Origin of the sequence: Streptomyces sp. SID3212, from assembly GCF_009865405.1 — a bacterium.
Classification (GTDB): domain Bacteria; phylum Actinomycetota; class Actinomycetes; order Streptomycetales; family Streptomycetaceae; genus Streptomyces.
Map to the genome: position 1 here is coordinate 1 of NZ_WWJY01000125.1, position 700 is coordinate 700.

The following is a 700-nucleotide window of genomic DNA, read 5'->3' on the forward strand; positions in this document are numbered from 1 at the left end:
AGCCGGAGGGCGGCGGTGCGCCCTTGCCCGCGGACCCCGCCACCGACCCCGCCGCCGTGGTGACCGGCGCGCCCCTCGGCGTCCACCGGCTCACCGCACGCGCCCCCGACGGCCGTACGGCCACCGTCACCCTGGTGGTCGCCCCCCATCAGGTGCCGCAGCCCCCGCCCCGTACCCACGGCTTCCTGGTGCAGCTCTACTCCCTGCTCTCCGAGCGCTCCTGGGGCATGGGCGACCTCGGCGACCTCGCCGAGCTGGCCGCCTGGTCGGGCCGTCATCTCGGTGCGGGCTTCGTCCAGATCAACCCGCTGCACGCCGCCGTCCCCGGCGACCCGACCGACCCCTCGCCGTACCGCCCCTCCTCGCGCCGCTTCCCCGACCCGGTCCATCTGCGGATCGAGGCCGTACCGGAGTACGCGTACGTACGCGGCGCGGACCGCGAACAGCTCGACGCCCTCGGCGAGAAGGCCGCCGCCCTGCGCGCGTCCGTCCTCGGCGAGGACGCGCTGATCGACCGCGACGCCGTATGGGCGCTCAAGCTCCCGGCCCTGGAGATCCTGGCGGCCGTCCCCCTCGGCCCCGGCCGCCGCGCCGAGTACGCCGACTTCCTCGCCGCCCAGGGGCAGGCCCTGGAGGACCACGCCACCTGGTACGCGCTCGCCGAGGCGCACGGCCCGCAGTGGCACGACTGGCCGGCCGG

The 700-nt window shown here is 76.9% G+C and carries 1 protein-coding gene; it reads left to right on the forward strand.

Annotated features, from left to right (window positions below):
- Nucleotides 1-23: 23 nt before the first annotated feature.
- Nucleotides 24-700: 4-alpha-glucanotransferase (locus tag GT042_RS03605; protein ID WP_161307240.1), on the forward strand; the 677-nt coding region annotated here is incomplete at its 3' end.